At 67.6% G+C, this 891-nt stretch carries 1 protein-coding gene; it reads right to left on the bottom strand.

Features of this window, described 5'->3' with window-relative positions; all coding sequences use genetic code 11:
* Positions 1-879: IS630 family transposase (locus tag JKL46_RS34925; RefSeq protein ID WP_246529752.1), on the bottom strand; the 879-nt coding region annotated here is incomplete at its 3' end.
* Positions 880-891 lie beyond the last annotated feature (12 nt).

Genomic DNA, 891 nt, shown 5'->3' with positions numbered 1-891 from the left:
GAAGACCTCGATCTGCTCCGTGCGCGCGGCCAACCAGTCTCGCACCGCCTTGGCCCGATGCACCGGCAGGTTGTCCCAGATCAGAAACACCTTGCCGTTGGCCTCTTGGATCAGCCGCCCGAGAAAGCGGATCAGGCTCGGGGCCTTAATGGCGCCCTCGAGCACCATCCAGCGCAACTCGCCCTTGTTGGTCACAGCTGAGATCAGACCCAGCCCCGCGCGCTTGTGGCTGGGGCGCACCACCGGCGTGCGGCCGCGTGGAGCGAAGCTGCGGCCGCGCACATCATCGGAGCGCAAGCCGGTCTCGTCCCCCCAGAAGATCATGCCCTTCTGCCGTTTGGCTTGCGCCACAATGGCCGGGTAGTCCTGCCGCAGCCAGCGCCGCACGGCCTTCGGTGACTGCTCGTAGGCGCGCCGGAGTGGCTTCTGGGCCGTGAAGCCCCAGCGCGACAGATAGGTGCCGATGGTGCGCACGGCCAGCCGGACCCCACACTGCCGTTCGATCAGCATCCGCACCGCCGCCCGACTCCACAAGGCGAAGGGCAGGCCGAGGTCGTCGGGCGTGTGCCGGCTGATCAGTGCGCGGATCTGCGCTTCCTGCTCGGCCTCGAGAAACCGTCCTGTGCCGGGTGCCGGGCCGCGCGGCCCGCTGGCCAATCCGGCTAAGCCCTGCTCGGCGAAGCGGCGGCAGATATCGAACACGCCGGTGCGGGTCAGGCCCACCTGGGCGGCAATGGCCTCATAGGTCAGGCCGCTTTCGCGCAGACCGACGACCTGCCGGCGGCGCTCCTCTTGCGCGGCTGCTGGCAGCTTGCGCATGTCAACATGTTTCATCCCGCCAAACTGGATCGCTCGGCCGAAGATTTCAAGATCACCCAAGCCGGATCAATA

The organism is Microvirga zambiensis WSM3693, from assembly GCF_016735695.1.
Lineage (GTDB): Bacteria > Pseudomonadota > Alphaproteobacteria > Rhizobiales > Beijerinckiaceae > Microvirga > Microvirga zambiensis.
This window is presented reverse-complemented; position numbering and strand designations above follow the sequence as displayed.